This window comes from Pseudomonas anuradhapurensis, from assembly GCF_014269225.2.
Lineage (GTDB): Bacteria > Pseudomonadota > Gammaproteobacteria > Pseudomonadales > Pseudomonadaceae > Aquipseudomonas > Aquipseudomonas anuradhapurensis.
Map to the genome: position 1 here is coordinate 4,603,789 of NZ_CP077097.1, position 21,713 is coordinate 4,625,501.

The 21,713-nt window shown below is 62.3% G+C and carries 19 protein-coding genes; 5 read left to right on the forward strand and 14 right to left on the reverse strand.

The window, feature by feature from the left end; translation table 11 throughout:
• Window positions 1-11: 11 nt before the first annotated feature.
• The 3 genes from folP to rlmE all read right to left on the reverse strand — a co-directional run bounded on the left by folP (window position 12) and on the right by rlmE (window position 3,607).
• Entirely contained in the window at window positions 12-863 is an 852-nt protein-coding gene (gene folP, locus HU763_RS21100) for a dihydropteroate synthase (RefSeq protein WP_170032754.1), read from the reverse strand.
• A gap of 8 nt (window positions 864-871) precedes the next feature.
• Window positions 872-2,776: an ATP-dependent zinc metalloprotease FtsH gene (gene ftsH, locus HU763_RS21105; protein ID WP_170032756.1), complete on the reverse strand. Its 1,905-nt coding sequence runs from the start codon at window positions 2,774-2,776 to the stop codon at window positions 872-874.
• A 204-nt stretch (window positions 2,777-2,980) separates the two neighbouring features.
• On the reverse strand, window positions 2,981-3,607 hold the full coding sequence (gene rlmE, locus HU763_RS21110; RefSeq protein ID WP_015271862.1) for a 23S rRNA (uridine(2552)-2'-O)-methyltransferase RlmE: 627 nt from the start codon (window positions 3,605-3,607) through the stop codon (window positions 2,981-2,983).
• Window positions 3,608-3,709: 102 nt separating this feature from the next.
• On the opposite strand from rlmE, the gene yhbY reads away from it, so the two are divergent.
• A complete protein-coding gene (gene yhbY / locus HU763_RS21115; protein ID WP_186686708.1) occupies window positions 3,710-4,018 on the forward strand; it encodes a ribosome assembly RNA-binding protein YhbY in 309 nt (102 codons plus the stop codon).
• 165 nt (window positions 4,019-4,183) lie between these two features.
• Here the strand turns inward: yhbY and HU763_RS21120 are convergent, their stop codons facing one another.
• The 8 genes from HU763_RS21120 to grpE form a co-directional block, all read right to left on the reverse strand.
• Window positions 4,184-4,624: an MFS transporter gene (locus tag HU763_RS21120; protein ID WP_170032758.1), complete on the reverse strand. Its 441-nt coding sequence runs from the start codon at window positions 4,622-4,624 to the stop codon at window positions 4,184-4,186.
• Window positions 4,602-5,084 carry a transcription elongation factor GreA gene (greA, locus tag HU763_RS21125; protein WP_046613135.1) on the reverse strand — a complete coding sequence of 161 codons (483 nt, stop codon included), beginning with the start codon at window positions 5,082-5,084 and terminating at the stop codon, window positions 4,602-4,604. The genes HU763_RS21120 and greA overlap by 23 nt, the downstream gene beginning before the upstream one ends.
• A complete protein-coding gene (gene carB / locus HU763_RS21130; protein ID WP_015271865.1) occupies window positions 5,081-8,302 on the reverse strand; it encodes a carbamoyl-phosphate synthase large subunit in 3,222 nt (1,073 codons plus the stop codon). The genes greA and carB overlap by 4 nt, the downstream gene beginning before the upstream one ends.
• Before the next feature lie 105 nt (window positions 8,303-8,407).
• Complete coding sequence (gene carA / locus HU763_RS21135; RefSeq protein WP_013974294.1) at window positions 8,408-9,544, reverse strand: glutamine-hydrolyzing carbamoyl-phosphate synthase small subunit; 1,137 nt, start codon at window positions 9,542-9,544, stop codon at window positions 8,408-8,410.
• 309 nt (window positions 9,545-9,853) lie between these two features.
• Entirely contained in the window at window positions 9,854-10,660 is an 807-nt protein-coding gene (gene dapB / locus HU763_RS21140; protein ID WP_170032760.1) for a 4-hydroxy-tetrahydrodipicolinate reductase, read from the reverse strand.
• 13 nt (window positions 10,661-10,673) lie between these two features.
• The gene (gene dnaJ, locus HU763_RS21145; RefSeq protein ID WP_170032762.1) at window positions 10,674-11,798 is read right to left on the reverse strand and encodes a molecular chaperone DnaJ; all 1,125 of its coding nucleotides are present in this window, start codon (window positions 11,796-11,798) and stop codon (window positions 10,674-10,676) included.
• Window positions 11,799-11,995: 197 nt separating this feature from the next.
• Window positions 11,996-13,921 (reverse strand): molecular chaperone DnaK, encoded by a 1,926-nt coding sequence (gene dnaK / locus HU763_RS21150; RefSeq protein WP_170032764.1) that lies wholly within the window; start codon window positions 13,919-13,921, stop codon window positions 11,996-11,998.
• Window positions 13,922-14,022: 101 nt separating this feature from the next.
• The gene (gene grpE, locus HU763_RS21155) at window positions 14,023-14,580 is read right to left on the reverse strand and encodes a nucleotide exchange factor GrpE (protein WP_170032766.1); all 558 of its coding nucleotides are present in this window, start codon (window positions 14,578-14,580) and stop codon (window positions 14,023-14,025) included.
• Window positions 14,581-14,773: 193 nt separating this feature from the next.
• Between grpE and recN the strand changes: the two genes are divergently transcribed.
• Window positions 14,774-16,447 (forward strand): DNA repair protein RecN, encoded by a 1,674-nt coding sequence (recN, locus tag HU763_RS21160; RefSeq protein WP_186686694.1) that lies wholly within the window; start codon window positions 14,774-14,776, stop codon window positions 16,445-16,447.
• A 208-nt stretch (window positions 16,448-16,655) separates the two neighbouring features.
• Here the strand turns inward: recN and fur are convergent, their stop codons facing one another.
• Complete coding sequence (gene fur / locus HU763_RS21165; protein ID WP_012274258.1) at window positions 16,656-17,060, reverse strand: ferric iron uptake transcriptional regulator; 405 nt, start codon at window positions 17,058-17,060, stop codon at window positions 16,656-16,658.
• A gap of 97 nt (window positions 17,061-17,157) precedes the next feature.
• Between fur and HU763_RS21170 the strand changes: the two genes are divergently transcribed.
• On the forward strand, window positions 17,158-17,691 hold the full coding sequence (locus HU763_RS21170; protein ID WP_186686691.1) for an outer membrane protein assembly factor BamE: 534 nt from the start codon (window positions 17,158-17,160) through the stop codon (window positions 17,689-17,691).
• A 62-nt stretch (window positions 17,692-17,753) separates the two neighbouring features.
• Here the strand turns inward: HU763_RS21170 and HU763_RS21175 are convergent, their stop codons facing one another.
• On the reverse strand, window positions 17,754-18,188 hold the full coding sequence (locus HU763_RS21175; protein WP_170032772.1) for a type II toxin-antitoxin system RatA family toxin: 435 nt from the start codon (window positions 18,186-18,188) through the stop codon (window positions 17,754-17,756).
• Window positions 18,189-18,351: 163 nt separating this feature from the next.
• Between HU763_RS21175 and smpB the strand changes: the two genes are divergently transcribed.
• The gene (gene smpB, locus HU763_RS21180; RefSeq protein WP_186686688.1) at window positions 18,352-18,834 is read left to right on the forward strand and encodes an SsrA-binding protein SmpB; all 483 of its coding nucleotides are present in this window, start codon (window positions 18,352-18,354) and stop codon (window positions 18,832-18,834) included.
• A gap of 159 nt (window positions 18,835-18,993) precedes the next feature.
• Here smpB and HU763_RS21185 read toward each other — a convergent pair whose 3' ends face one another.
• Window positions 18,994-19,761: an FCD domain-containing protein gene (locus HU763_RS21185; protein WP_170032774.1), complete on the reverse strand. Its 768-nt coding sequence runs from the start codon at window positions 19,759-19,761 to the stop codon at window positions 18,994-18,996.
• A gap of 256 nt (window positions 19,762-20,017) precedes the next feature.
• On the opposite strand from HU763_RS21185, the gene HU763_RS21190 reads away from it, so the two are divergent.
• A complete protein-coding gene (locus tag HU763_RS21190) occupies window positions 20,018-21,688 on the forward strand; it encodes a lactate permease LctP family transporter (RefSeq protein ID WP_186686679.1) in 1,671 nt (556 codons plus the stop codon).
• Window positions 21,689-21,713: the final 25 nt, after the last annotated feature.

A 21,713-nucleotide genomic window follows, 5' to 3' on the forward strand; every position in this document is an offset into this window, starting at 1 on the left:
CTCCAATGTTCTTATTCGGCGTTCTGCACCGCAGCGATCATGCGCACCACATCAACGGTTTCGGCCACGTCGTGGACACGCAGGATGCTCGCCCCCTTGGTCATGGCCAATGCCGCCAGCGCCAGGCTGCCGTACAACCGCTCGCCGACCGGACGTTCCAGCGTCAGGCCGATCATGCTCTTGCGTGAAACACCCACCAGCAGCGGGCGCCCAAGGCGATAGAGCGCTTCCATGTGCTTGAACAGGCTCAGGTTGTGCGCCAGTGTCTTGGCGAAACCAAAGCCCGGGTCAAGGATGATTCTGTCAGCGTCGATACCCGCCGCAGCGCAGGCGGCCATCCGCTGTTCAAGATAACGCGCAACGTCGGCGGTCACATCCTGGTACTGGGGGTTGTCCTGCATGTTCCCCGGCTCGCCACGCATGTGCATGAGGCACACCGGCAGGCCAGTATCTGCAGCAGCGTCCAGGGCGCCATCGCGCTCCAGGGCCCGTACGTCGTTGATCAGCCCGGCACCGAGGCGCGCCGCTTCGCGCATGACCGCTGGCGTGGAGGTATCGACCGAGATGACCACGTCGAGGCGGCTGTTGATGGCCTCGACCATGGGCGCCACCCGTTCCAGTTCCTCGGTCACCGATACCGCGCGCGCGCCTGGCCGCGTGGACTCTCCGCCGATGTCGATCAGCGTGGCACCAGCGGCAACCATCGCTTCGGCATGGCGCAACGCTTCGTCGCGCTGGTTGAAGCGGCCACCGTCGGAGAAGGAATCGGGGGTGACGTTGAGAATACCCATGACATGGGTACGCGACAAATCAAGAACCCGGTTGCCGCAAGGCAACCGGGTCGGGTACTGCACTGAGCTCATAGACGCCCTTAGTGTTGAGCCGCCGGACCGCCGATCGGCGATTCCGGGCGATCGCCCTGGGTAGCAGGCTTGCCCGAAGCAGAGTCATCATCCCAATCGCGCGGTTCGCGAGGGGTACGGCCGGCCATGATATCGTCAATCTGCTCGGCGTCGATGGTCTCGTACTTCATCAGCGCTTCGGCCATGGCGTCGAGCTTGTCGCGGTTGTCGGTGAGCAACTGCTTGGCCGTGGCATAGCACTGGTCGATGATGCTGCGAACTTCCGAGTCGATCAGCTTGGCGGTTTCGCCGGAAACGCTGGCGTGCTGGCTGGCAGCACTGCGGCCCAGGAACACCTCGCCTTCTTCCTCGGCGTACATCAGCGGGCCGAGTTTTTCGGACAGGCCCCACTTGGTCACCATGTTTCGGGCGATCTGGCTGGCACGCATGATGTCGTTGGACGCGCCGGTGGTGACACCGTCGAAGCCCAGGGTCATTTCCTCGGCAATACGACCGCCGTAAAGCGAGCAGATCTGGCTGATCAGTGCGCGCTTGGACAGGCTGTAGCGGTCTTCTTCCGGCAGGAACATGGTCACGCCCAAGGCACGACCACGCGGAATGATCGAAACCTTGTAGACCGGATCGTGTTCAGGCACCAGGCGACCGACGATGGCATGGCCAGCTTCGTGGTAGGCGGTGTTCTGCTTCTCTTTCTCGGACATGACCATGGTCTTGCGCTCGGCGCCCATCATGATCTTGTCCTTGGCCAGCTCGAACTCTTTCATTTCGACCAGGCGCTTGTTGGCACGCGCGGCAAACAGCGAGGCCTCGTTGACCAGGTTGGCCAGGTCGGCGCCGGAGAAGCCAGGGGTACCACGGGCAATGACCGCCGGGTTGACGTTCTCGCCGACCGGCACCTTGCGCATGTGCACCTTGAGGATCTGTTCGCGGCCGCGGATGTCCGGCAGGCCGACCACCACCTGGCGGTCGAAACGGCCCGGGCGCAGCAGCGCCGGGTCGAGCACGTCCGGACGGTTGGTGGCGGCAATGACGATGATGCCATCGTTCATTTCGAAGCCGTCCATCTCCACCAGCAGTTGGTTGAGGGTTTGCTCACGCTCGTCGTGACCACCGCCCATGCCGGCGCCACGGTGGCGACCAACGGCGTCGATCTCGTCGATGAAGATGATGCACGGGGCGTGCTTCTTGGCCTGCTCGAACATGTCGCGCACACGGCTGGCACCGACACCCACGAACATTTCCACGAAGTCGGAGCCGGAAATGGTGAAGAACGGCACCTTCGCCTCGCCGGCGATGGCCTTGGCCAGCAGGGTCTTACCGGTACCGGGTGGGCCGACCATCAGCACACCACGGGGGATACGGCCACCCAGGCGCTGGAACTTGCCCGGGTCGCGCAGGAATTCGACCAGCTCGCCCACCTCTTCCTTGGCTTCGTCACACCCTGCAACGTCTGCCAAGGTGGTCTTGACCTGGTCTTCGGACAGCAGGCGCGCCTTGCTCTTGCCGAAGCTCATCGGCCCGCCCTTGCCGCCCGCACCGCCTTGCATCTGGCGCATGAAGAACATGAACACGGCGATGATCACCAGGATCGGGAAGCTGGCCACCAGCAGCTGGGTCCAGATGCTCTGCTGCTCGGGCTGCTTGCCTTCGATGATGACGTGGTTGTCCACCAGGTCACCGATCAGGCCGTTGTCGGTAATGGCCGGGCGCACGGTCTTGAAGTTGTCGCCGTCGGCGCGCTTGCCGGTAATGATGTAGCCGTCGACGGTCACGCGCTCAACCTTGCCATCCTTGACCTGCTGGATGAAGTCGGAGTAGTTGAGGGTCTGCGGCTCGTTAGGGCTGGAGAAGTTGTTCATCACTGTCACCAGGACAGCTGCGATGATCAACCACAGGATCAGATTCTTTGCCATGTCGTTCAATTCGCTACCCTCTGAGGTCGGCGCACGACGCAGCCGTTCCTCGCATGATATTCATCGCCCTAACTTACTACATTACCTACGCAGACGCAGGCACCGTCTGTAACCCTTTGTGAAAGCTAGACTACACGAAGTTCGGGCGATCCTGACGCGAAGGGCCGATTGGAAATAACTATCGGCGACCCCGCTGGAGACCTTTCATGCCCCTTTGAAACCCCTGCCCAGCAGGTACTGCTCGCGGGAACGGTCCCGCGACGACGACGGCTTGCGCATCTGCACCTTGTCGAACTTGCTGCGCACGTCCTTGAGGTATACGTCAAAGCCTTCGCCCTGGAAGATCTTGATCAGGAAATCGCCGCCGGGCTTCAGCACGCGGGTTGCCAGATCGAGGGCCAGCTCGCAGAGGAACATGGCACGCGGCATGTCCACCGCGGGCGTACCACTCATATTGGGGGCCATGTCGGAAATCACAAGGTCCACGTGCGAATCGCCGACCGCCTCGAGGATGCGCTGCAGCACTTCGTCCTGGGTGAAATCGCCCTGGATGAAGGTCACGTCGGGGATCGAGTCCATCTCCAGGATGTCGGAAGCGATCAGTCGCCCCTGGCCACCAATCAGACGACTGGTCACCTGCGACCAGCCGCCGGGGGCGGCGCCGAGGTCGATCACGCTCATGCCTGGGCGGATCAGCCGGTCCTTTTCCTGGATCTCCAGAAGTTTGTAGCTCGCACGCGAGCGGTAGCCGTCCTTTTGCGCCTGTTTCACAAAAGGATCGTTGAAGTGTTCTCGCAGCCAGTTGGCGCTGCTTTTGGAACGTTGTACCACGGGGCACCTCGATGATATGCGTCGTGATTGACTGGGCGGAGCCGGTGGCCCTCGGGTAAAATGCCGGTCAATTTTACAGAATCAGACGGAAAGGGTCAGATTATGCCGCTCAATAACGAGCAGAAGAAGCAATACAAGTCCATTGGTCACGACCTGAAGCCGGTCCTGATCGTTGCTGGCAAAGGTTTGAATGAAGGCGTCATTGCCGAACTGGAGCGCGCCCTGGTCGACCACGAGCTGATCAAGGTCGAGATTCGTTCGGAAGACCGCGAAGAACGCGCCGAGACCATTGCCGAGCTGTGCAAGGCCGGCCGCGCCGAGCTGGTGCAGACCATCGGCAAGAAAGCCCTGATCTACCGCAAGAACCCGCAGCCGAACAAGCAGCTGTCCAACATCCACCGTTACAAATAACGGCTTGGCGCCCGGATCGGCGGGCTACCTGTAGGAGCGGCCTTGTGTCGCGATGGGCTGCGAAGCAGCCCCCTGCAGTATCTGCGGCGAAGCTGATATCCAGGGGGCTGCTTCGCAGCCCATCGCGACACAAGGCCGCTCCTACAACGCCCGTGACAGCCTGGGCTAGCGGCGCACTTTGACCGGAACCGGCTGGGCCACCAGCACAATCCCTGAAAAGCCCAGCACCAGGAAGCAGAACATCTGCCAGCGCTCGCCCACGGAAATGCCGTAGCGCAAGGTGTAATACCCCACGCAGGCGCCAAGGCCGAGCAACAGCATCTGGCCCCGGAACTGCCGCCACCAGGCCGCCAGGCCGTCCACTCTGGCCAGCACGGCCAACTGGATCAGCAAGCCAAGCATCGCCACACCGATCAACCAGCGGTCGATCTGCCCGGCGATGTCCTGCACCAGCAGCGGCGCCAGGCCACTGACCTTGAGCGCAGGCACCAACCCGACGTGGAACACCCACAGGCCCCCGACCCAGAAAACCTGGGCCAGTTGCCAGAGGATCCCCTCGAGGGATGGCGCCCGCAGGCGCCGGTCAGATGTGCTTGACTTCGACAATCTCGTACTCGACCGTACCGTTCGGCGTCTTCACGACAACGGTATCCCCTTCTTCCTTGCCGATGATGGCACGGGCGATCGGGGCGCTGTTCGACAGCTTGCCTTTCTTCACGTCGGCTTCATCTTCGCCAACGATCTGGTAGGTCACTTCATCATCGGTTTCGGTGTTGGCCAACACCACGGTAGTGCCGAAAATCACCTTGCCGGTGTGAGCAATGGTGGTCACGTCGATCACCACCGAGTTCTGCAGGCGACCTTCGATATCGCGGATACGCGCCTCGACCATGCCCTGCTCTTCACGAGCGGCGTGGTATTCGGCGTTTTCCTTGAGGTCACCCAGCTCGCGCGCTTCGCCAATGGCCTGGCTCAGGCGCGGGCGCTCGGTCTTGCTCAGGAACAGCAGTTCCTCTTCCAGGGCGCGAGCGCCCTGGACGGTCATTGGGTACTTGGTAATGCTCATGCTTTCAATCCTGCGTGCAGATCCTGCAGGCGACGAACGGTCTTTTCCGGACCGAATTTCAGCGCCTCGCAGATGGCTTCACCGGCCGCAATGGTGGTGGTGCAGTAAATCTTGTGCTGCAGCGCATTGCGACGAATCGAGTAGGAATCGGCGATCGACTGGCGGCCTTCGGTGGTGTTGATGATCAGCGACACCTCGTCGTTCTTGATCATGTCGACCACGTGCGGACGGCCTTCGGTCACCTTGTTCACACGGCGCACTTTCAGGCCAGCCGCCTCGATAACCTTGGCGGTGCCGGCAGTAGCGACCACTTCGAAGCCAAGGGCGATCAGGTCGCGGGCGACGCCAGCCACTTGCGGCTTGTCGTCGTCGCGCACGCTGATGAATGCGGTACCGCCGGTCGGCAGCACTTCGCTGGCACCCATCTGGGCCTTGGCGAAGGCTTCACCGAAGCTGTCACCGACCCCCATGACTTCACCGGTCGATTTCATCTCAGGGCCGAGGATCGGGTCAACCCCTGGGAACTTGGCGAACGGGAAGACGGCTTCCTTGACGCTGTAGAAGTTGGGGATGATTTCCTGGGTGAAGCCCAGCTCTTTCAGGGTTTTGCCGGCCATGACGCGGGCTGCGATCATCGCCAGGGAGGTGCCGATGCACTTGGACACGAACGGCACGGTACGCGAGGCGCGCGGGTTGACTTCGATCACGTAGATCTTGTCGCCCTGCAGGGCCAGCTGCACGTTCATCAGGCCGACCACGCCCAGCTCCAGGGCCATTTTCTTGACCTGTACGCGGACTTCGTCCTGCACTTCCTTGCTCAGCGAGTAAGGTGGCAGCGAGCATGCCGAGTCACCGGAGTGCACGCCGGCCTGCTCGATGTGCTGCATGATGGCGCCGATCACCACGTCGGTACCGTCGCACACCGCATCCACGTCCATCTCGATGGCGCAGTTGAGGAAGTGGTCGAGCAGTACCGGGCTGTCGTTCGACACCTGTACGGCTTCACGCAGGTAGCGCTTGAGCTCGTCCAGTTCGTAGACGATTTCCATGGCGCGGCCACCCAGCACGTAGGACGGGCGCACCACCAGCGGGTAGCCGATGCCGCCAGCAGCGCTGATGGCTTCTTCTTCGCTGCGCACGGTAGCGTTTGGCGGCTGCAGCAGGTTCAGGCGCTGCACCATCTGCTGGAAGCGCTCACGGTCTTCGGCACGGTCGATGGCATCCGGGCTGGTGCCGATGATCGGTACGCCGGCTTCTTCCAGGGCGCGGGCCAGTTTCAGCGGGGTCTGGCCGCCGTAGTGGACGATCACGCCTTTCGGCTTCTCGACGCGGCACACTTCCAGCACGTCCTCGAGGGTCAGCGGCTCGAAGTACAGGCGGTCGGAGGTGTCGTAGTCGGTGGAGACGGTTTCCGGGTTGCAGTTGACCATGATGGTCTCGTAACCATCTTCACGCAGCGCCAGCGCGGCGTGTACGCAGCAGTAGTCGAACTCGATACCCTGGCCGATACGGTTGGGGCCACCACCCAGGATCATGATCTTGTCGCGGGTCGACGGGTTGGCCTCGCACTCTTCCTCGTAGGTGGAGTACAGGTAGGCGGTGTCGGTGGCGAACTCGGCAGCGCAGGTGTCGACGCGCTTGTACACCGGGAACACTTCCAGCTTGTGGCGGTGACGGCGCAGGTTCTTGTCGGTGATACCCAACAGCTTGGCCAGGCGCTGGTCAGAGAAGCCCTTGCGCTTGAGGCGCAGCATGTAGTCCTTGTCGATCGACGACAGGGCCAGGGTCTTGACCTTCTCTTCTTCCTTGATCAGGTCTTCCATCTGCACCAGGAACCACATGTCGATGCCGGTCAGGTCGAAGATCTGCTCGCAGGTCATGCCGGCGCGCATGGCATCGGCCACATACCAGATACGCTCGGCGCCCGGTACGGTCAGCTCGCGCTTGAGGATGCTGGAGGCTTCCGGGTTGGCCAGGTCGACTTTCGGGTCGAGGCCGCAGGCGCCGACTTCCAGGCCGCGCAGGGCTTTCTGCAGGGACTCCTGGAAGGTACGGCCGATGGCCATGACTTCACCCACGGATTTCATCTGGGTGGTCAGGCGGGCGTCGGCTTTCGGGAACTTCTCGAAGGCGAAGCGTGGCAGCTTGGTGACGACGTAGTCGATCGACGGCTCGAACGATGCCGGAGTGCGGCCGCCGGTGATGTCGTTCTGCAGCTCGTCGAGGGTGTAGCCGACCGCCAGCTTGGCAGCGATCTTGGCGATCGGGAAGCCGGTGGCCTTGGAGGCCAGTGCCGAGGAACGCGACACACGCGGGTTCATCTCGATCACGACCATGCGGCCGGTGTTCGGGCAGATACCGAACTGCACGTTGGAACCGCCGGTTTCCACACCGATCTCACGCAGCACCGCCAGCGAGGCGTTGCGCATGATCTGGTATTCCTTGTCGGTCAGGGTCTGTGCCGGGGCAACGGTGATCGAGTCGCCGGTGTGCACGCCCATCGGGTCGAAGTTCTCGATCGAGCAGACGATGATGCAGTTGTCCTTCTTGTCGCGGACCACCTCCATCTCGTATTCCTTCCAGCCGATCAGCGATTCGTCGATCAGCAGTTCCTTGGTCGGCGACAGGTCCAGACCACGGGCGCAGATTTCTTCGAACTCTTCACGGTTGTAGGCGATGCCGCCACCGGTGCCGCCCATGGTGAACGACGGACGGATGATGCACGGGAAGCCCAGGCGCTCGAGCACCGCGTTGGCTTCTTCCATGCTGTGGGCGATACCGGAGCGCGGGCACTCCAGGCCGATGTCCTTCATCGCCTTGTCGAAGCGCGAGCGGTCTTCGGCCTTGTCGATGGTATCGGCGTTGGCACCGATCATTTCCACGCCGAACTTTTCCAGAACGCCGTGGCGCTCCAGGTCCAGGGCGCAGTTCAGGGCAGTCTGGCCACCCATGGTCGGCAGCAGCGCGTCAGGGCGCTCTTTCTCGATGATCTTGGCCACCGACTGCCACTTGATCGGCTCGATGTAGGTGGCGTCGGCCATGGCCGGGTCGGTCATGATGGTGGCCGGGTTGGAGTTCACCAGGATGACGCGGAAACCTTCCTCGCGCAGGGCTTTACAGGCCTGGGCGCCGGAGTAGTCGAACTCGCAGGCCTGGCCGATCACGATCGGGCCGGCGCCGAGAATCAGGATGCTTTTGATGTCTGTACGTTTTGGCATGGTTGTCACTCAAATCCGGGGTCAGTCGGCAAGCCGCCTTGAACAATCTGGGTCAGGCGCTTCCGGGCGCGGCGCTAGCCGGCCCGGGGCCTTGAAGCAGGATGCTCAGCGGCGCTTGGCCATGGCATCGATGAAACGATCGAACAGAGGCGCGACATCGGTCGGGCCAGGGCTCGCTTCAGGGTGACCCTGGAAGCTGAACGCGCTCTTGTCGGTGCGCTCGATACCCTGCAGGGTGCCGTCGAACAGCGACTTGTGGATGGCGCGGACGTTGCCCGGCAGGGTGGCCTCGTCAACGGCAAAGCCGTGGTTCTGGCTGGTGATCATGACCACGCCGGTATCCAGGTCCTGCACCGGGTGGTTGGCGCCGTGGTGGCCGTGGCCCATCTTCACGGTCTTGGCGCCGGAGGCCAGGGCCAGCAGCTGGTGGCCGAGGCAGATGCCAAACACCGGGATCTCGGTCTCGAGGATTTCCTTGATCGCCTGGATGGCGTAGTCGCACGGTTCGGGGTCGCCAGGGCCGTTGGACAGGAACACGCCGTCCGGGTTGAGTGCCAGCACTTCGCTGGCCGGGGTCTGGGCCGGCACCACGGTCACGCGGCAGCCACGGGCGACCAGCATGCGCAGGATGTTCAGCTTGACGCCGTAGTCGAAGGCGACCACGTGGTACGGCAGGTCGGCGGCTTCGATGGTCGGGTGGCTGTCGGTCTTCAGCTCCCACACGCTGGAGCGCCACTCGTAGCGTTCCTTGGTGGAAACGACCTTGGCCAGGTCCATGCCCTTAAGGCCCGGGAAGGCACGGGCGGCGGCGATGGCGGCTTCTTCGCTGATGTTGTCACCGGCGAGGATGCAACCGTTCTGAGCGCCCTTTTCACGCAGGATTCGGGTCAGGCGACGGGTGTCGATGCCGGCGATGGCGACGACATTGTTGGCCTTGAGGTACTCCGGCAGCGACTGGGTGTTACGCCAGTTGCTGGCCAGCAGCGGCAGGTCACGGATGACCAGGCCAGCGGACCAGACACGGTTGGACTCGGCGTCTTCCGGGGTAGTGCCGGTGTTGCCGATGTGCGGGTAGGTCAGGGTAACGATTTGCTGCGCATAGGAAGGGTCTGTAAGGATTTCCTGGTAGCCGGTCATAGCGGTGTTGAAGACCACCTCACCAACGGTCTGACCGTCGGCACCGATGGCTTCACCGCGGAAAATACTGCCGTCGGCAAGGGCGAGTATGGCTGGCTTTGTCAAGAAGACCTCCCGTTAATCAAGCATGAAAGGGCGATCGCAGGTTGCAAAAAAGCGGAGTGACGTATGGACACGTCACCCCGCTTTCATGTGCTGAATTCAATTCGCTGCGCGCTTTTAGTGGACACACTAAAGCTGTAGCTTACAGAAAAGTGCGTTTTCGGTCTACCGCAGATGTGTCTCTAAAACCTATCAATGCGACAGGCTGACATCGGCGCTGGCTTCTTCGCGGGCTTGCCCGCTCCCACAGGAGCTTCACAATCCGTGTGGGAGCGGGCAAGCCCGCGAAGAAGCCAGCACCGCTCGAACTGCTTAACGCAGCTCGAGCACATCCTGCATGTCGTACAGGCCAGGCTCGCGCCCGTCCAGCCACAGCGCCGCACGCACGGCACCCTTGGCGAAGGTCATGCGGCTGGAGGCCTTGTGGGTGATCTCCACCCGCTCACCTTCGGCGGCGAACAGCACGGTGTGGTCACCCACCACGTCACCGGCACGCACGGTAGCGAAGCCGATGGTCTGGCGCTCACGCGCACCGGTCTGCCCTTCACGACCGTACACGGCCACTTCCTGGAGGTTACGGCCCAGCGCCTGGGCAACCACTTCACCCATGCGCAGCGCAGTACCCGACGGTGCATCGACCTTGTGCCGGTGATGCGCCTCGAGGATTTCGATATCCACATCGTCACCCAGCACGCGCGCCGCGGTATCCAGCAGCTTCAGGCACAGGTTGACGCCAACGCTGAAGTTGGCCGCGAAGACGATCGGGATTTCCTTGCCGGCGTCGACCAGTTGCTGCTTCTCTTCCGGCGTGAAGCCCGTGGTACCGATGACCATGGCCTTGCCCGCCTTGCGGCAGAACGCCAGGTTTTTCAGGGTGACCGAGGGGTGGGTGAAGTCGATCAGCACGTCGAACTCGTCGACCACCTTGGCCAGGTCGTCGGAAATTGGCACGCCGATACGACCCAGGGCCGCCAGCTCACCGGCATCAGCCCCCACCAGCGTACTGTCCGGGCGATCGATCGCCGCGGTCAGGCCAGCCTGTGGCGCCTGTTGCTGCACGGCCTCGACGAGGGTCTTGCCCATTCGCCCTGCCGCGCCCATCACTGCAATACGTCGCATAGCCATTTCCTTGTCAGAGGTCGCCGAAGAAGCGCTTCACGCCATCGAACCAGCCACTGGCCTTGGGCGAGTGGGAGCTGTCGCCTTCCAGTGAATCACGCAGCTCTTCCAGCAGCTCGCGCTGGCGGCGGCTGAGGTTGACCGGGGTTTCCACCGCCACCCGGCACAGCAGGTCACCGGCACCACCACCGCGCACCGGGGCAACGCCCTTGCCGCGCAGGCGGAACTGTTTGCCGGTCTGGGTGCCTTCGGGGATCTTCAGCTTCACCCGGCCATCGAGGGTGGGCACTTCCAGCTCGCCACCCAGGGCGGCATCAGTGAAGCTGATCGGCACTTCGCAGTACAGGTGCTTGCCATCACGCTGGAAGATCTCGTGCTCACGCACGTTGATCACCACGTACAGGTCGCCGGTCGGGCCACCATGGGTACCCGCTTCGCCCTCGCCCGACAGGCGGATACGGTCGCCGGTATCGACACCGGCCGGCACCTTGACCGACAGTGTCTTGTATTCCTCGACACGCCCTTCGCCGTGGCACGAGGTGCACGGGTCGGTGATGATCTTGCCTTGGCCATGGCAGCGCGGGCAGGTCTGCTGCACCGAGAAGAAGCCCTGCTGCATGCGTACCTGGCCGATACCGCCACAGGTCGGGCAGGTCGACGGCGTGGAGCCCTTCTTGGCACCGGAGCCATCGCAAGGCTGGCAGTTGACCAGGGTGGGCACACGGATACTGACCGTGGTGCCACGCACCGCTTCTTCCAGGTTCAGTTCCAGGGTGTAGCGCAGGTCACTGCCACGCTGGGCACCGCCACGTCCACCACCGCGGCCACCGCCGAAGAAGTCGCTGAACACATCGCCAAAGATGTCGGAGAAATTGGCACCGCCGAAACCGGCACCACCGCCACCCATGCTCGGGTCCACGCCAGCATGACCATACTGGTCGAACGCCGCGCGCTTGCTCGCGTCAGACAGTACTTCGTAGGCCTCGTTGGCCTCCTTGAACTTGTCTTCCGACTCTTTGTCGCCGGGGTTGCGGTCAGGGTGGTACTTCATCGCCAGACGGCGATAAGCCTTCTTGAGGTCAGCTTCGCTGGCGCCGCGCTCGACACCCAGGACCTCATAATAATCACGCTTGGACATAGGTCATTTGCACCTTGTTGGGCGTCTGGCATCTGCGCCACGCCATCAGCACCTGCCGTTTGCCCACGGGGGCCGCTGACAGATGCTGTAAAGATTCTCGAATTCCAGATACGCCAACGCGGGAGCAAGCCCCCGCGCGGCGACATCCTACCAGCTCACCGGCAAACGACGGTGAACTGGCCGACAACATGCAGGGATTACTGCTTGTTGTTGTCTTTCACTTCTTCGAACTCGGCGTCAACCACGTCATCGTGCTTGGCTTCCGGCTCGGCGTGCTGCGCGCCACCCTGAGGCTGTTCGGCCGACTGCTCGGCGTACATCTTCTGGGCAACCGGTGCCGAAACCTTGGACAGCTCTTCGACCTTGGCGTCGATGGCAGCCTTGTCGTCGCCTTTGACAGCGGCTTCCAGGGCAACCACGGCAGCCTCGATGGCGGTTTTTTCTTCGGCGGTAACCTTGTCACCAGCGTCAGCGACCATCTTGCGGGTCGAGTGAACCAGCGCGTCACCCTGGTTACGGGCAGCGGCCAGCTCTTCGAACTTGCGGTCTTCCTCGGCGTTGGCCTCGGCGTCACGCACCATGCGCTCGATTTCTTCGTCCGACAGGCCGGAGTTGGCCTTGATCACGATCGACTGCGACTTGCCGGTGGCCTTGTCTTTCGCGCTGACGTGCAGGATGCCGTTGGCGTCGATGTCGAAGGTCACTTCGATCTGTGGTACGCCACGCGGAGCCGGCGGGATGTCAGCCAGGTCGAACTTGCCCAGCGACTTGTTCTGCGCAGCCTGCTTGCGCTCACCTTGCAGCACGTGAATGGTCACGGCAGCCTGGTTGTCGTCGGCAGTCGAGAACACCTGCGACTTCTTGGTCGGAATGGTGGTGTTCTTCTCGATCAGCGAAGTCATCACCCCACCCATGGTTTCGATACCCAGGGTCAGCGGGCTGACGTCCAGCAGCAGTACGTCCTTGACGTCACCGGCCAGTACGGCGCCCTGGATGGCAGCACCCATGGCCACGGCTTCGTCCGGGTTGACGTCCTTGCGAGCTTCCTTGCCGAAGAAGTCGGCAACGGCCTTCTGCACCATCGGCATACGGGTCTGGCCGCCGACCAGGATCACGTCGTCGATCTTGGCGACGTCGATACCAGCGTCTTTCAGGGCGATGCGGCACGGCTCGATGGTGCGCTGAACCAGGTCTTCGACCAGCGATTCCAGCTTGGCGCGGGAGATCTTCACGTTCAGGTGCTTCGGACCGGTAGCATCAGCAGTGATGTACGGCAGGTTGACGTCGGTCGACTGCGAGGACGACAGCTCGATCTTGGCCTTCTCGGCAGCTTCCTTCAGGCGCTGCAGAGCCAGCGGATCGTTCTTCAGGTCCATGCCGGACTCTTTCTTGAACTCGTCGACGAGGTAGTCGATCAGGCGCATGTCGAAGTCTTCACCACCGAGGAAGGTGTCACCGTTGGTGGCCAGTACTTCGAACTGGTGCTCACCGTCGACTTCGGCGATTTCGATGACCGATACGTCGAAGGTACCACCACCCAGGTCATAGACGATGACGGTGTGGTCGCCCTTGGCCTTGTCCATGCCATAGGCCAGCGCAGCGGCGGTCGGTTCGTTGATGATGCGCTTCACGTCCAGGCCGGCGATGCGACCGGCGTCCTTGGTGGCCTGGCGCTGGCTGTCGTTGAAGTAGGCCGGAACGGTGATGACCGCTTCGGTGACGGGCTCGCCGAGGTAGTCTTCGGCGGTTTTCTTCATCTTCTTCAGCACTTCGGCGCTGATCTGCGGCGGTGCCATGTCCTTGCCACTGGCCTGTACCCAGGCGTCGCCGTTGCTAGCCTTGACGATCTTGTACGGCACCAGCTTGATATCTTTCTGCACGACGTCTTCTTCGAAGCGGCGGCCGATCAGGCGCTTCACTGCGAACAGGGTGTTGTGCGGGTTGGTCACAGCCTGGCGCTTGGCCGACTGACCTACCAGGATTTCGCCGTCGTTGGCGTAGGCCACGATCGAAGGGGTGGTACGCGCGCCTTCGGCGTTTTCGATGACCTTGACGTTACCGTTTTCCAGAACGGAGACGCACGAGTTGGTGGTCCCCAGGTCGATACCGATGATTTTGCCCATGTTAACTCTCCCGAAACTTGAATTTGGTAGCAGCGACTACTTTGGCCAACTGCGGTAATACTTGAAGGCTTGACACCTAGATGGGGATGCCCGGAAGGATTTCAAGCCTTTTCATCGATAGAGGGTTGCGGCGCGCTCGGCGCCTTGCTGACCACCACCATGGCGGGGCGCAGCAGACGGCCATTGAGCAGGTAACCCTTCTGGAACACGTTGAGCACGCTGTTCGGCTCGACCTCGGCGTTTTCCTGCATGGCCATGGCCTGGTGATGCTCAGGGTTGAACGGCTGGCCGTGCGGGTCGATGGCTTCGAGGTTGTAGCGCTTGAGGGTGTCCTGGAACATCTTCAGGGTCAGCTCCACACCTTCGCGGATCTGCTTGACGTTCTCGTCATCGGCACTGGAGTGGGCCAGGGCCAGTTCCAGGCTGTCGATCACCGGCAGCAGGTCGCCGGAGAACTTCTCCAGGGCGAACTTGTGGGCCTTCTCGACATCCTGCTCGGCACGGCGACGCGCATTCTGCACGTCGGCAACGGCGCGCAGCGCCTGATCCTTGGCTGCGGCCAGCTGTTCCTCGAGTTCCAGAACACGGGCGTCAGCAGCATTGCCTGCACCGGCTTCTTCCACGTTAAGGTCTTTCTCGTTCAGCTGCTCATCAGCCATGGGGTCTCTCCTGCGCAAATTTGTGGACTGCGAGCCACGCTCGCCTTGGATGACGGCTATATGGGGCCGGAAAAACCAGCTTCAAGGGGGCAAGGTGGTTTTCCGCCCGGCAACACAATCCGGCAAAGGGCATTGGCAGGCCTGAAAAAAGTACTGTATAAATAACCAGATCTGACTTTCGGGAGCTGCCCTCATGCTGGTGCACCTGTCCATTCACAACTACGCCATCGTCGAACACCTCGACCTCGAAATCGCCCGCGGCATGTCCGTCATCACCGGCGAAACCGGCGCCGGCAAATCGATCATGCTCGATGCCCTCGGCCTGGCCCTGGGCGACCGGGCCGACAGCGGCGTGGTGCGCCCCGGCACGGACAAGGCAGACATCCTCGCCACCTTCGACCTGGTGGACATCCCCGAGGCCCATGCCTGGCTGGTCGAGCGCGACCTGGACAACGACGGCCTGTGCATCCTGCGCCGGGTGATCACCGCCGAAGGCCGCAGCCGCGGCTACATCAACGGCACGCCCTGCCCGCTCGGCGACCTCAAGGCGCTGGGCGAGCTGCTGATCGACATCCACAGCCAGCATGAGCACCAGTCGCTGCTGAAGACCGACACCCACCGTCGCCTGCTCGACGAGTACGCCGGCGCCGTCGACCTGGCCCGCCAGGTGCAGCTGGCCGCCAAGCGCTGGAACCAGACCCGCCTGGAGCTGGAGCGCCTGTCCAATTCCGGCGATGAGCAACGCGCCCGCCACCAGTTGCTCAGCTACCAGCGGGAAGAGCTGGACAACCTCGGCCTGGGCGAGCACGAACTGGAGCAACTGGAGCAGGAACACAAGCAACTGACCAGCGCCGAAGCACTGTTCGGCATCTGCCGCCAGGTCATCGACCAATGCAGCGAAAGCGATTCGGGCAACGTGCTCAGCGCCCTCACCGCCAGCCTCAACCGGCTGGGTGCCGCCACCCACGCGCCCAAGGCACTGAGCGAGGCGGCCAACCTGATCGCCAGCGCACAGATCCAGGTCGAGGAAGCCGTCGGCGAGCTCAACCGCTTCCTCGACAACTTCGACGCCGACCCCATGCGCCTGCAGGCCCTGGAAGAACGCCTCGACACCATCTATACGCTGGCGCGCAAGCACCGCGTGCACCCCACCGAACTGCCCCACCTGCAGCAGCAGCTGATGGAAGAGCTGGAAAGCCTGAACGCCAGTGACGAATCGATCGAGCGGCTGGGTGAGGAGCTGGCTGCCTTCGCCCAGCACTATAAAGAAAAGGCCCGCGAGCTCAGCGCCCTGCGCCAGCAGGCCGCGCAGCAGCTGGCGGTAGCTGTAGAGCAGGAGATCCAGCGCCTGGGCATGCCCGGCGGGCGCTTCTGCATCGCCCTGACGCCAAACGAGGGCAGCGACCTGTCACCGCATGGCCTGGAGCAGATCGAACTGCTGGTCAGCGCCAACCCCGGGCAGCCGCTGAAGGGCCTGGCCAAGGTCGCGTCAGGTGGTGAGCTGTCGCGCATCAGCCTGGCGATCCAGGTCATCACCGCGCAGACCTCGCGCATTCCCACGCTGGTGTTCGACGAAGTCGACGTCGGGATCGGTGGGCCGACTGCGGAAATCGTCGGCCAGCTGTTGCGCCGCCTGGGCGAACGCGGCCAGGTGCTGACCGTGACTCACCTGCCGCAGGTTGCCGCACAAGGGCATCATCACCTGTTCGTGCACAAGGTGCGTAACAGCGACACTACCCACACTGCCGTGACCAGCCTGGGCAAGCGCGAGCGAGTCGAGGAAGTGGCACGGATGCTCGGTGGCATCGACCTGACCAAGGAATCGCTGGCGCATGCGCGCAAGATGGTGGTAAGCGGCAAGGCCTGATAGCGCGCTTCGTGTAGGAGCGGCCTTGCGTCGCGATAGAGCCGCAACGCGGCCCCAGGATTTCGGTATCGATGCATCGATTGCCGGGGCTGCTCTGCAGCCCTTCGCGACACAAGGCCGCTCCTACAGAAGCCCGCAACACTTCAAGAACGCAGAAAGCACAAAGGCGACCCGAAGGTCGCCTTTGCTATCCATAACGATTAAATCGTTACTTCTTCTTACGCACGTAAAGGACCAGGTTGTGGTCCACCAGCTCATAGCCATGCTCGGCCACGATTTCGCGCTGACGCTTCTCGATCTCGGCATCCATGAACTCGATGACTTCGCTGGTATCCACGTTGACCATATGGTCGTGGTGGCCACCGTCAGCCAGTTCAAATACTGCGTGACCGCCGTCGAAGTTGTGGCGAACCACCAGACCCGCCGCTTCGAACTGGGTCAGTACGCGATAGACGGTGGCCAGGCCCACGTCTTCGCCAGCCTCCATCAGCGCCTTGTAGACATCCTCGGCGCTCATGTGACGCTGCTCGGTCGAGTCGAGCATCTGTAGGATCTTGACTCGAGGCAGGGTCACCTTGAGACCGGCTTTGCGCAATTCGCTATTTTCAACCATGGTCAGCTTTCTCGCCGATGCTGCTTCGCAGCTTCTCTTAATACGGGTATGATCGGGGTTTACGTTGTCCAGCCAAGATAGTGGAAGTCGCCCACCGATGCAAAACACCAAGCTCTTGCTAACCAGCCTCACCCTAGTGGGACTGCTCGCACTCGCCGGTTGCTCGTTTCCCGGGGTTTACAAAATCGACATCCAGCAGGGCAATGTCGTTACGCAAGACATGATAGACCAATTGCGCCCCGGAATGACCCGTCGGCAAGTAAGGTTTATCATGGGTAACCCGCTGATCCAGGACACCTTCCACACCAATCGCTGGGATTACCTGTACAGCATCCAGCCAGGCGGCGGCAAACGTCAGCAGGAACGCATGAGCGTGTTCTTCAACGAAAGCGACCAGCTGGTGAGCCTGTCCGGCGACTTCATGCCAGGCGTCAGCCGCGACCAGGAAATCCTCGGTGGCAGCGGCGACACCACGGTCAGCCCGGCCACTCAACCAGGGCAGCCTAACGCGCAGCCAGAAGAGAAACCGGCCAAGCCAGGTTCGGTGGAAGAGTCCATCCAGCGCGAGATCGACACCATCGAGACCACCCCGGTGCCAACCCCCGCACCGCTGGAAACCTCGCCTCAGTAGGCGGCGAGCAGGTACAAAAAAGCCCGGACCAGTTCCGGGCTTTTTTATTGCCGCTTTTGCAGTCAGCTGTTCAGTTGCTTGGCACGCTGGCAGAACGCATCGACCAGTGTGTTGGCCGCCTGGTTGAACAGCGGGCCCAGCGTGGCGCGCACGATCGGCCCGGCGTAATCAAAGGACAGGTCGAGGCTGATCTTGCAGGCCTTTTCCCCCAGCGGCTTGAACACCCACAGGCCATGCAGCTGGGTGAATGGCCCTTCCTCGAGATTCATCTCGATGGACTGCCCCGGCACCAGCACGTTACGCGTAACGAACTGCTGGCTCATGCCACCCTTGGCCACTTCAAGCTTGGCGCGCATTTGCGTGTCGCTGGCTTCGAGCACCGTGGAGTCAGAGCACCAAGGCAAGAATTCCGGGTAGCTGGCGACATCGTTGACCAGGTCGTAGAGCGCCTTGGCGGGGTATGGCAGCAGGGCGGAGCGTTGAATATGGGTAGTCATCCAGGCGTCACTTCCAGGGCTGGGTGGCGGTGCTTCGCAGCGTGCCGAAAACAGTTTGTGTAGCTATGACAGCGTCCGTATTGTCCGGTATTCATTCCGGTGGCTCAAGCACACCGAAATCCCATAGCGGACGACGCTCCGACTTGCCTATAATGCCGCCCCTATGGCTAAGCAAAAAAAACATCCGACCGGGACCATCGCGCAAAACAAGAAGGCGCGACACGATTACTTCATCGAACACAAGTTCGAGGCCGGGCTGGTCCTGTCCGGCTGGGAAGTAAAAAGCCTGCGAGCCGGCAAGGCCCACCTGACTGACAGCTACGTACTGCTGAAGGATGGTGAAGCCTGGCTGTTCGGCAGCCACATCACCCCGCTGACCACGGCCAGCACCCACGTCATCGCCGACCCCATCCGTACGCGCAAGCTGCTGCTGAACAAGCGTGAGCTCGAACGCCTGGAAGCGGCCGTGGCGCAAAAAGGCTACACCTGCGTGGCCTTGGCGCTGTACTGGAGCAAGCACCTGATCAAGTGCGAAATCGCACTGGGCAAGGGCAAGAAGGAATTCGACAAGCGCGACACCATGCGCGAGCGCGATTCCAACCGCGAGCTGCAGCGGGCCGTGCGCAACAAGGGCAAGGGAGACTGACCTCTCCACCCGGCGACACGGTCAGTGTAGGAGCGGCCTTGCGTCGCGATGGGGTGCGAAGCAGCCCCAAGGCATCGGTCATCGGCCGAAATAGCTGGGGCTGCTTTGCAGCCCATCGCGACGCAAGGCCGCTCCTACACCAAGCCTGAAGAAACTGCATCAGCGCCCGCTCCGCCGCTCCGCCCGCGCAACCCGTTGCGCTTCCTCCTGCGCTTCTTCCAGCACCTCCTGCACATACAGAATGTGCCGGCTGGACACCTCCCGCGCGTCGTCCGCCCTGCCCTCGACAATGGCCAGGTACAGCTCCCGATGCTGGCTGATCAGCATGTCGCGGGTCTCGGCACGCTGCTGGTACATGCCACCGATGTTGGTCACCACGTTACGCTTGAGCAGGTCGAACAAACCCCGGATGGTATGCAGCAGCACGGCGTTATGGCTGGCCTCGGCAATCGCCAGGTGAAAGCGCGCATCGGCTGCGCCCTCTTCCACGCGGGTCACCTCATCGGCCCGGGCATAACAGTCCTGCAATGCATCGAAGGCCGCCTTCAGCCGCGCCCGGTCTGGCTCGGTGGCACGCTGGGCGGCGTAATAGGCGCAGGAAGCTTCCAGGGTATGGCGAAACTCAAGCAGGTCACGTTGCGCCTCGGCGCTGTGTTCGAGCAACTGCAACAATGGGTCGCTGAAGGTCGAGCCCAGCGACTCGGCAACGAAATTGCCCCCGCCCTGACGGCTGACCAATAGTCCCTTGGCCACCAGCTTCTGGATCGCCTCACGCAGTGACGGGCGGGACACGCCGAACTGTTCGGCCAGGACGCGCTCGGCCGGCAGCCGCTGCCCGGAGGTCAGCGTGCCTTCCAGAATCATCCCTTCCAACCGATCGACGATGTCATCGGACAGGCGCCGTTGGCGGACCTGATCAAAAACCATCACATGCTCTCCACAAACCCCCGGCAGATTTCCGGGGGTGCCTATTCTCGCCGATCCAGGGCTGTGCAAACACCATCAGGTGACGTTTTTCCCTGCCCATCAGGCGCCCACTCATCGGCACACGACCAAAGTTTTGCACGGGACAAATTGACACACCCACGACAGCGCTTTTAACCTAGCGACCAGTCATTGTAAATTGGTCTTACCAATTATCCAATGCCAGTGCCTGACCAACAACAATTAGGGGCCACCCCATATGCAAACCTGGCAACAATTCTATAGCCCGCTTGGTAGTCTCGGCCTGTCCGCACTGGCGGCGGTCATCCCCATCGTGTTCTTCTTCCTTGCCCTGGCCGTGTTCCGCCTCAAAGGCCACGTGGCCGGCAGCATCACCCTGGCGTTGTCGATCCTGGTGGCAATCTTTGCCTTCCAGATGCCTGTCGACATGGCGTTCGCCGCCGCAGGGTACGGCTTCCTCTATGGCCTCTGGCCAATCGCCTGGATCATCGTTGCCGCGGTGTTCCTGTACAAACTCACGGTCAAGAGCGGCCAGTTCGAAGTGATCCGCAGCTCGGTGCTGTCGATTACCGACGACCAGCGCCTGCAAGTGCTGCTGATCGGCTTCTGCTTCGGTGCCTTCCTGGAAGGTGCGGCGGGCTTTGGCGCACCGGTGGCAATCACTGCCGCGCTGCTGGTGGGCCTGGGCTTCAACCCGCTGTATGCCGCCGGCCTGTGCCTGATCGCCAACACCGCGCCAGTGGCCTTCGGCGCGCTGGGCATCCCGATCATCGTGGCCGGCCAGGTCACTGGCATCGACGCCTTCCACATCGGCGCCATGACCGGTCGCCAGTTGCCGCTGCTGTCGCTGTTCGTGCCGTTCTGGCTGGTATTCATGATGGACGGCCTGCGCGGCGTGAAGGAAACCTGGCCTGCCGCCCTGGTTGCCGGCCTGAGCTTCGCCGTTACCCAGTACTTCACCTCGAACTTCATCGGCCCGGAGCTGCCGGACATCACCTCGGCCCTGGCCAGCCTGATCGCCCTGACCCTGTTCCTGAAAGTCTGGCAGCCCAAGCGCTCGTTCGCCGAAGCCAAAGGCAGCGTGGGCGCCGCCGTGGTGCAGCCAAGTGGCAGCCAGCCAAGCCCCTACAGCCTTGGCCAGATCTTCAAGGCCTGGTCGCCGTTCCTGATCCTCACCGTACTGGTCACCATCTGGACCCTGAAGCCGTTCAAGGCGGCCTTCGCGGCAGGCGGCTCGATGTACAACTTCGTGTTCAACTTCGCCATCCCGCACCTCGACCAGCTGGTGATCAAGGCCGCACCGATCGTGGCTGCGCCAACCGCCATGCCTGCGGTGTTCAAGCTTGACCCGATCTCTGCCACCGGCACCGCGATCTTCCTCTCGGCGCTGATTTCCATGGCGGTGCTGAAGATCAACTTCCAAACTGGTCTGACCACTTTCAAGGAAACCTTCTGGGAACTGCGCTGGCCGATCCTGTCGATCGGCATGGTGCTGGCGTTCGCCTTCGTCACCAACTACTCGGGCATGTCCTCGACCATGGCCCTGGTGCTGGCCGGTACCGGCGCGGCGTTCCCGTTCTTCTCGCCGTTCCTCGGCTGGCTGGGGGTGTTCCTGACCGGCTCGGACACCTCGTCCAACGCCTTGTTCAGCTCGCTGCAGGCCACCACCGCGCACCAGATCGGGGTCAACGACACCTTGCTGGTTGCAGCCAACACCAGCGGCGGGGTAACCGGCAAGATGATCTCGCCGCAATCGATCGCCGTGGCCTGCGCCGCCACCGGCCTGGTCGGCAAGGAATCCGACCTGTTCCGCTTCACCGTCAAGCACAGCCTGTTCTTCGCCACCATCGTCGGCCTGATCACCCTGATCCAGGCCTACTGGCTGACCGGCATGCTGGTCCATCACTAAAGTGAAAGGGGCCGGGCGCCCTGGT

What these genes read in the sequence shown, in the direction of transcription:
- folP (WP_170032754.1), bottom strand. Translation starts at nt 863, where the DNA reads ATGAGCTCAGTGCAGTACCCGACCCGGTTGCCTTGCGGCAACCGGGTT.
- ftsH (WP_170032756.1), bottom strand. Translation starts at nt 2,776, where the DNA reads ATGGCAAAGAATCTGATCCTGTGGTTGATCATCGCAGCTGTCCTGGTG.
- yhbY (WP_186686708.1), top strand. Translation starts at nt 3,710, where the DNA reads ATGCCGCTCAATAACGAGCAGAAGAAGCAATACAAGTCCATTGGTCAC.
- greA (WP_046613135.1), bottom strand. Translation starts at nt 5,084, where the DNA reads ATGAGCATTACCAAGTACCCAATGACCGTCCAGGGCGCTCGCGCCCTG.
- carB (WP_015271865.1), bottom strand. Translation starts at nt 8,302, where the DNA reads ATGCCAAAACGTACAGACATCAAAAGCATCCTGATTCTCGGCGCCGGC.
- dapB (WP_170032760.1), bottom strand. Translation starts at nt 10,660, where the DNA reads ATGCGACGTATTGCAGTGATGGGCGCGGCAGGGCGAATGGGCAAGACC.
- dnaJ (WP_170032762.1), bottom strand. Translation starts at nt 11,798, where the DNA reads ATGTCCAAGCGTGATTATTATGAGGTCCTGGGTGTCGAGCGCGGCGCC.
- dnaK (WP_170032764.1), bottom strand. Translation starts at nt 13,921, where the DNA reads ATGGGCAAAATCATCGGTATCGACCTGGGGACCACCAACTCGTGCGTC.
- grpE (WP_170032766.1), bottom strand. Translation starts at nt 14,580, where the DNA reads ATGGCTGATGAGCAGCTGAACGAGAAAGACCTTAACGTGGAAGAAGCC.
- recN (WP_186686694.1), top strand. Translation starts at nt 14,774, where the DNA reads ATGCTGGTGCACCTGTCCATTCACAACTACGCCATCGTCGAACACCTC.
- fur (WP_012274258.1), bottom strand. Translation starts at nt 17,060, where the DNA reads ATGGTTGAAAATAGCGAATTGCGCAAAGCCGGTCTCAAGGTGACCCTG.
- HU763_RS21170 (WP_186686691.1), top strand. Translation starts at nt 17,158, where the DNA reads ATGCAAAACACCAAGCTCTTGCTAACCAGCCTCACCCTAGTGGGACTG.
- HU763_RS21175 (WP_170032772.1), bottom strand. Translation starts at nt 18,188, where the DNA reads ATGACTACCCATATTCAACGCTCCGCCCTGCTGCCATACCCCGCCAAG.
- smpB (WP_186686688.1), top strand. Translation starts at nt 18,352, where the DNA reads ATGGCTAAGCAAAAAAAACATCCGACCGGGACCATCGCGCAAAACAAG.
- HU763_RS21185 (WP_170032774.1), bottom strand. Translation starts at nt 19,761, where the DNA reads ATGGTTTTTGATCAGGTCCGCCAACGGCGCCTGTCCGATGACATCGTC.
- HU763_RS21190 (WP_186686679.1), top strand. Translation starts at nt 20,018, where the DNA reads ATGCAAACCTGGCAACAATTCTATAGCCCGCTTGGTAGTCTCGGCCTG.